The sequence below is a fragment of the Streptomyces sp. NPDC001880 genome (assembly GCF_053594575.1).
In genome coordinates this window covers 67,292-73,873 of sequence record NZ_JBSFET010000030.1, presented here as the reverse complement: position 1 = coordinate 73,873, position 6,582 = coordinate 67,292, and the positions used below count along the sequence as shown (strand labels likewise).

The following is a 6,582-nucleotide window of genomic DNA, read 5'->3' as shown; positions in this document are numbered from 1 at the left end:
CCGCAAGGTCACCTTCATCGCCAAGTCCGAGTACTTCACCGGACCCGGCGTGAAGGGCAAGCTGACCGCGGCCTTCTTCAAGGGCGCTGCGGGCCGGGCGCCGCGCCGAGCCCGTCCGCCGACGGCTGCGGAGGAGGTACGTGGTCGAGCCCGCCGGACGGACGGGGGCAGCCCGGGACGGCGCTCGCGCTCTCGCTGCGGGGCCCCGGGACCCCGGGCTCGTCCGCGGTCCCGGCCGTCGTCGCCGCCGACCAGCCGTACCGGTCGAGACCGCGCACCAGCGCCCGGACCATCTGCGGGTCGAACTGCGTGCCCGCACACCGCTTCAGCTCCTCCAGCGCGGCCGGCACCGGTCTCCCCCGCCGGTACGACCGGGTCGAGGTCATCGCGTCGAAGGCGTCCGCCACCGCGACGACCCGGGCGAACTCCGGGATCTCGCGTCCGCTCAGCCCGTACGGATAGCCACTGCCGTCGAGCCGTTCGTGGTGGTGCAGGATCGCGGCCCGCGCCTCGCCGAGGAAGCCGATGCCGCGGACGATCTCGTGCCCGTACTCCGGATGCAGTTCGATCACCTGTCGTTCCTGGGGCGTGAGCGGCCCGTCCTTGCGGAGCACCCGGGTGGGGACGCCGAGTTTGCCGACGTCGTGCAGGATGCCGGCGAAGCGGACGACCTCCAGACGGTCCGGGGCCATGCCCAGTTCGCGGGCGATGAGGACGGAGGCCCGCCCGACCCGTTCGCTGTGGCCGCGGGTGTACGTGTCCTTGATGTCGACGGCCTGCACCAGCGCCCTGATGGTGGCGCGGTGGGCGGCGTGCTCGCGGTGGTACTGGGCGAAGACCCAGCAGGAGATGTACATCGGCAGCAGGACGATGAGCGCGGAGAGCGGACCGTACGGGCCGCGCCACAGGACCGCCATCATCAGCCCCGCCAGTCCGTGCACCAGGTGCGCCCCCAGCGAGCGGGGCAGCAGCCCGCTCCAGGCCCGCCGCAGGGGCAGCCGTTCGGCCGCGACCAGGATGGAGCCGTCCAGCGCGGTCAGCACGAGGCTGAAGGCCAGGACGGCGGCGCAGGCGGGCAGGAGCGCGTAGGGCAGGTCGGGGAGCCGGCCGGAGCCGCCGAGCGTGGCGCTGCCGCCGAGGAGTCCGTGGACGGACGAGGCCGCCCAGACCGTGACGGCGAGCTGCGCGGCCCGCCAGACGCGCCGAGCGGCGGCGGGCGGCTGTTCCACCCGGCCGACGAGCGATCCGGGCACCGCGACGAGGGCTGCGGCGGCGGGCGGCAGCAGGAAGGCGGCGGCGAGCAGCAGCGGAAAGAAGGACCCGGCACGGATCGGCACGGAGCTGCCGAAGAAGGGGCGTCGCCCGGGGAGTTCACAGACGAGATAGAGCCCGGCGAGCAGTGCGACGGTGACCCACGGGGTTTCCGCGCCGCCGCGCAGGGCGGGGAACACACACCACAGGGCGCCCCATGCGACCGCCGCAATGTACGGGCGCGCCGCCCCGCGTGTGGCTCTCACCCGCTCGGCCCGCCCCCCAACATGGTCAATGGAGGCGCCACGCTAGCGAGTTGCGCGACCGGTCGAGCGCCAATGCGCCCGATTAGCACGTTCGGGTGATTCGGTGGCGGCGGCCGGTACGGCCCGGCCGCCGGGTGTCATTCTTTGGCGGCGGTCGGCTGTTCGCTCGCCGCGGCCGTCACGTCCTGCTCGGGCACGGCCTGCCCCGAGCGGATCAGATCGATCCGGCCCATGACCTTGGACCGCAGATCGCTGGGCACGTCGTCATGGCCGCAGCAGCGCTTCACCAGCTTCTTGACCGCCTGCTCCAGTCCGTACTTCTCCAGGCACGGGGAGCACTCCTCGAAGTGCACCTCGAACTTGGTGCAGTCGCTGTCGGGCATCTCGTGGTCGAGGAACTCGTAGAGATGATCGAGGACTTCCGAGCAGTCCGTCTCGTGCGGCTCTCCGCAGCTCATGAGCCCGAGCCTTTCCGATCGTCCGACTCTCCGGCACCGGCCGGGACGAGCCCGCGCTCACGGGCGTAGTCCTCCAGCATGCCGCGCAGCTGGCGGCGGCCCCGGTGCAGTCGGGACATCACCGTACCGATGGGAGTCCCCATGATGTCCGCGATCTCCTTGTAGGCAAAGCCCTCGACATCGGCGAGATACACGGCGATGCGGAACTCTTCGGGGATCGCCTGCAGTGCGGACTTCACGTCGGAGTCCGGCAGGTGGTCGAGCGCCTGCGACTCCGCGGAGCGCAGACCGGTCGACATGTGCGACTCGGCGCGCGCCAGCTGCCAGTCCTCGATCTCCTCGGCGGCGCTGCGCTGGGGTTCGCGCTGCTTCTTGCGGTACGAGTTGATGAACGTGTTGGTGAGGATGCGGTACATCCACGCCTTGAGGTTGGTGCCCTCACGGAACTGGTGGAAGGAGCCGTACGCCTTGGCATATGTCTCCTGGACCAGGTCCTCGGCGTCCGCGGGGTTGCGCGTCATGCGCAGCGCGGCCGAGTACATCTGGTCGAGGTAACCGAGCGCGTCCCTCTCGAAGCGCGCGTTGCGCTCGGCGGGCGTCTCCTGTGCGCGGCCGTCGTCGGTCCCCGTGTCGGTCCCAGTGACCGGACCCACCTCCTCCAACGCTGTGGCGGAGCCGAAACCGGACCCGCTCGAATCGGAGAATAGTCGACCTTCCTTGGAGACGGGCTGTCGTTCCGATCCGCCCGGCGCCCGCTCGGGAGTGGTCCTGGCCGCATGCAGCACCGTCCACTCCAGGTCAGCGGCGTTCGAGCGGCGCGGGCAGATGGTCGAACCCATGCGACGGACTCCCTCTCCACGTACGACGTTGATGTACCGATGACACCGACAACAGTGGCCCCCCGCGCAACATTCCCGGGGTGTGCGTCACACGAGGGCGCCCAGCCAGCCGGTCACGGCGGAGGTCAGGATGCCCATCACCTCGTCCGGGCTCAAACCGGCCTTCTTCGGCACGGCGAACCCGTGATCGCCGTACGGCACTTCGACGAGCTCGTACTCCCCCGGCGGGAATTCGGCGGGCCGCCCGAACGGGTCGCGGCCGCCCTGCACGACGAGCGTGGGGACGCCGGTGCCGAGGAGCTCGTCCTCGCGGGACTTCTCCGGCTTGCCCGGCGGGTGCAGAGGGAAACCGAGCGCGAGGACGGCGTGGGCGCCCAGCTCCGCGGCGGTGCGACAGGCCACCCGGGCCCCGGCGCTCCGCCCGCCCGCGACGACGGGCGCCCCGGCGGCGGCGAGCGCGGGCCACAGCCCCCGCCACCCGGTGTCCAGGGTCTTCGGGGCGGGCGCGAGCCGCTTCCCGGCGACCCGCCACGGCTGCTCCACCAGGGCCACGGTCACCCCGTGGGCGGGCAGTGCGGCGGCCAGGGCCTGGAGGTCGCGGGCCTCGATGCCGCCGCCCGCGCCGTGGCCGAGGGCCAGCACCAGCCGCGCGCTCCCGGTCTTCTTCGTGCCCGTCGCAGGGAACCAGCTGATCCTGGCCGGTCCGGCATCGGTGTCGACCGCCTCGACCCGGCGGCCCGTCTCTGCAGTACTCACATGTCCCATCCTCCCCGCCCCGGGCTCAGAAGAGGGTGCCCACCTCCGGCGCGGCCAGCTCTTCCAGCAGTTCGGGGCCGTTGTTGCGGACGTTGCTGACGGCCGTGGCCACCGGATAGGCCCGCATCAGGCCGCCCGGCGGCGGTGCGAGCAGGGCCCTCAGCTCCTCGATGCCGGTGCGCGAGGGGTCGAGCCAGGCGTCCCAGCGGTCCGGAGTCAGCATCAGCGGCATCCGGGGGTGGATGTCGGCGAGCGTGGCGGGTCCGTCGGCGGGGGCCACGGCGAGCGGGGTGGTCTCCGCCTCGGTCGTGATCACCGAGCAGGTCACCCACCAGGCCATCGGGTGGTCGTCCGGCAGTGTCCGGTCGCGCCAGAACTCGTACAGTCCGGCCATCGCGAAGACCGATCCGTCGGCGGGCGTCACGAAGTACGGCTGCTTGCGCGGGCGCTTCTTCCTCCCCTTCTCCTCCAGCTGCCGTTCGTCCGCGCCGGTGACCCACTCGTAGTAGCCGTCGGCGGGCAGGATGCACCGCCGGGAGACGAAGGGGCGGCGAAAGGACGGCTTCTCGTGGACGGTCTCGGCGCGGGCGTTGATCATCCGCGCGGCGCCCTCCGGTGACTTCGCCCAGGACGGTACGAGTCCCCACTTCAGCGCGCGCATCTGGCGAACCGGACGCGGGTCGTCTGCGTCTTTCAGAGGACGCTCCAGTACGGCGTAGACCTCCTTGGTGGGCGCCACGTTCCAGTCGGGCGCCAGGGATTCCGCCGGTTCCCACTTCTCGACCCGGAAGAGTCCGGTCAGGTCCTCGGGCCGCCGACTCGCTGCATACCGTCCGCACATAAGTGCCAGACTGCCACGACCGCCACGCCGGCCGGACGCCGATACCGCAAGCCGAACCGCAAGGAGCCGCCCACGTCATGAACAGCACCGATCTGGGCAATCTGTGGGACCGCGTGTCCGGTACCCAGCCCGCCCCCGAGCAGTGGCTCGTGGTGGTGACCGGCACGCTCGCGCTGATAGCCGTCGTGCCGAACCCGATATGGCGGCTGACCCGCAACGCGATCACCATCGCGCACGAGGGCGGGCACGGGCTGATCGCCCTGCTCACCGGACGGCAGCTGTCCGGCATCCGGCTGCACTCGGACACCAGCGGCCTGACCGTCAGCCGCGGCAAGCCGACCGGGATCGGCATGATCCTCACCGCGGCCGCCGGCTACACCGCCGCGCCGCTGCTGGGCCTGGGCGGCGCGTGGCTGCTGGTCGACGGCAGGATCACCCTCCTGCTGTGGGTGGCCACCGCGCTGCTCGCGGTGATGCTGGTGATGATCCGCAATGTGTACGGGGCGCTGACGGTGATCCTCACCGGCTCGGGCTTCCTGCTGGTGTCCTGGCTGGCCTCACCCGCCTGGCAGTCGCTGTTCGCGTACACCGTGGTCTGGTTCCTGCTGCTCGGCGGCGTGCGCCCGCCCTTCGAGCTCCAGTCCAAGCGGCGGTACGGCGGTGCGCCGGACTCGGACGCGGATCAGCTGTCGCGGCTGACGGACGTACCGGCCGCGCTCTGGCTCTTCCTCTTCCACTCGGTGTCGCTCTGCTCGCTGATCGGCGGCGGGCGCTGGCTGCTCGGTCTGTGAGGGCGGGGGCGGCGGGGGCCGACGAAAGCTGCCGTGCTCGCCGGACGCTCTAGAGTGAGGTCCATGACCGAAAGTTCCGTGCACCCCGCCCTCTGGCCCGCCCCGCATGCGACCGGGGCCGTCGACGCGACGGTCACCGTGCCCGGATCGAAGTCGGTCACCAACCGCGCGCTCGTCCTCGCCTCGCTCGCCGCCGAGCCCGGCTGGCTGCGCCACCCGCTGCGTTCCCGCGACACCCTGCTGATGGCCGAGGCGCTGCGCGCGATGGGCGTCGGCATCGAGGAGGGCGTGGGCCCGGACGGCTCCGGCGAGGTCTGGCGGGTCATCCCGGCCGGCCTGCACGGCCCGACCACGATCGACGTCGGCAACGCCGGCACGGTCATGCGCTTCCTGCCGCCGGTCGCCGCGCTCGCCGACGGCCCGATCCGCTTCGACGGCGACCCGCGTTCGTACGAGCGCCCGCTGACCGGCGTGATCGACGCACTTCGGGTGCTCGGCGCCCGGATCGACGACGAGGGGCGCGGCTCGCTGCCGATGACGGTGCACGGCGGCGGTGCGCTGGACGGCGGACCGGTGGCGATCGACGCCTCCTCGTCCTCCCAGTTCGTCTCGGCGCTGCTGCTGTCGGCGCCGCGTTTCAACCAGGGGGTGGAGGTGCGCCACACCGGCGCCAGGCTCCCCTCCATGCCGCACATCCGGATGACCGTCGACATGCTGCGGGCGGTCGGCGCGCAGGTCGACGAACCGGAGACGGGCGGCGAGCCGAACGTCTGGCGGGTCTCCCACTCCGCCCTGCTCGGCCGTGACCTGACCATCGAGCCCGATCTGTCCAACGCCCAGCCGTTCCTCGCGGCCGCCCTGGTCACCGGCGGCCGGGTCACGATCCCCGACTGGCCCGAGCGCACCACCCAGCCGGGCGACGCGCTACGGGAGATCTTCACGGCGATGGGCGGCAGCTGCGAGCTGACCGAGCGCGGCCTCACCTTCACCGGTTCGGGCCGTATCCACGGCATCGACGTCGACCTCGGCGAGGTCGGCGAGCTGACTCCGGGCATCGCGGCCGTCGCGGCGCTGGCCGATTCCCCGTCCACCCTGAGCGGTGTCGCCCATCTGCGGCTGCACGAGACGGACCGGCTGGCCGCGCTCACCAAGGAGATCAACGAGCTCGGCGGCGATGTCACCGAGACCGCCGACGGTCTCCGCATCCGGCCCCGGCCGCTGCACGGCGGTACCTTCCGTACGTACGACGACCACCGGATGGCCACCGCGGGGTCGATCATCGGCCTTGCCGTCCCCGGAGTGGAGATCGAGAACGTGGCGACAACCGCCAAGACCCTGCCGGACTTCCCGCAGATGTGGACCGGAATGCTCGGGGCCTGA

Annotated in this window: 7 protein-coding genes and 1 pseudogene; 3 read left to right on the top strand and 5 right to left on the bottom strand. The window is 72.0% G+C overall.

Annotation, left to right across the window (positions count from 1 at the left end; all coding sequences use genetic code 11):
- A pseudogene (locus ACWCQ6_RS18815) lies at positions 1–88 on the top strand (1-acyl-sn-glycerol-3-phosphate acyltransferase); the annotation flags it as partial.
- Here ACWCQ6_RS18815 and ACWCQ6_RS18810 read toward each other — a convergent pair.
- The 5 genes from ACWCQ6_RS18810 to ACWCQ6_RS18790 form a co-directional block, all read right to left on the bottom strand.
- Entirely contained in the window at positions 78–1,517 is a 1,440-nt protein-coding gene (locus ACWCQ6_RS18810) for an HD-GYP domain-containing protein (RefSeq protein ID WP_451090479.1), read from the bottom strand. The pseudogene ACWCQ6_RS18815 and the gene ACWCQ6_RS18810 sit on opposite strands and share 11 nt — an antisense overlap.
- A gap of 137 nt (positions 1,518–1,654) precedes the next feature.
- Complete coding sequence (gene rsrA / locus ACWCQ6_RS18805; RefSeq protein WP_451090477.1) at positions 1,655–1,975, bottom strand: mycothiol system anti-sigma-R factor; 321 nt, start codon at positions 1,973–1,975, stop codon at positions 1,655–1,657.
- Entirely contained in the window at positions 1,972–2,628 is a 657-nt protein-coding gene (locus tag ACWCQ6_RS18800) for a sigma-70 family RNA polymerase sigma factor (protein WP_189542902.1), read from the bottom strand. Before ACWCQ6_RS18800 ends, rsrA begins: the two co-directional genes overlap by 4 nt.
- 273 nt (positions 2,629–2,901) lie before the next feature.
- Entirely contained in the window at positions 2,902–3,579 is a 678-nt protein-coding gene (locus tag ACWCQ6_RS18795; protein ID WP_451090475.1) for an alpha/beta hydrolase family protein, read from the bottom strand.
- A gap of 16 nt (positions 3,580–3,595) precedes the next feature.
- The gene (locus ACWCQ6_RS18790; protein WP_451090473.1) at positions 3,596–4,411 is read right to left on the bottom strand and encodes an SOS response-associated peptidase; all 816 of its coding nucleotides are present in this window, start codon (positions 4,409–4,411) and stop codon (positions 3,596–3,598) included.
- A gap of 77 nt (positions 4,412–4,488) precedes the next feature.
- Here ACWCQ6_RS18790 and ACWCQ6_RS18785 point away from each other — a divergent pair, with 77 nt between their 5' ends.
- Positions 4,489–5,202 (top strand): M50 family metallopeptidase, encoded by a 714-nt coding sequence (locus tag ACWCQ6_RS18785; RefSeq protein WP_451090471.1) that lies wholly within the window; start codon positions 4,489–4,491, stop codon positions 5,200–5,202.
- Positions 5,203–5,265: 63 nt separating this feature from the next.
- Positions 5,266–6,582, top strand: a complete 1,317-nt coding sequence (gene aroA / locus ACWCQ6_RS18780; RefSeq protein ID WP_451090469.1) for a 3-phosphoshikimate 1-carboxyvinyltransferase — start codon at positions 5,266–5,268, stop codon at positions 6,580–6,582.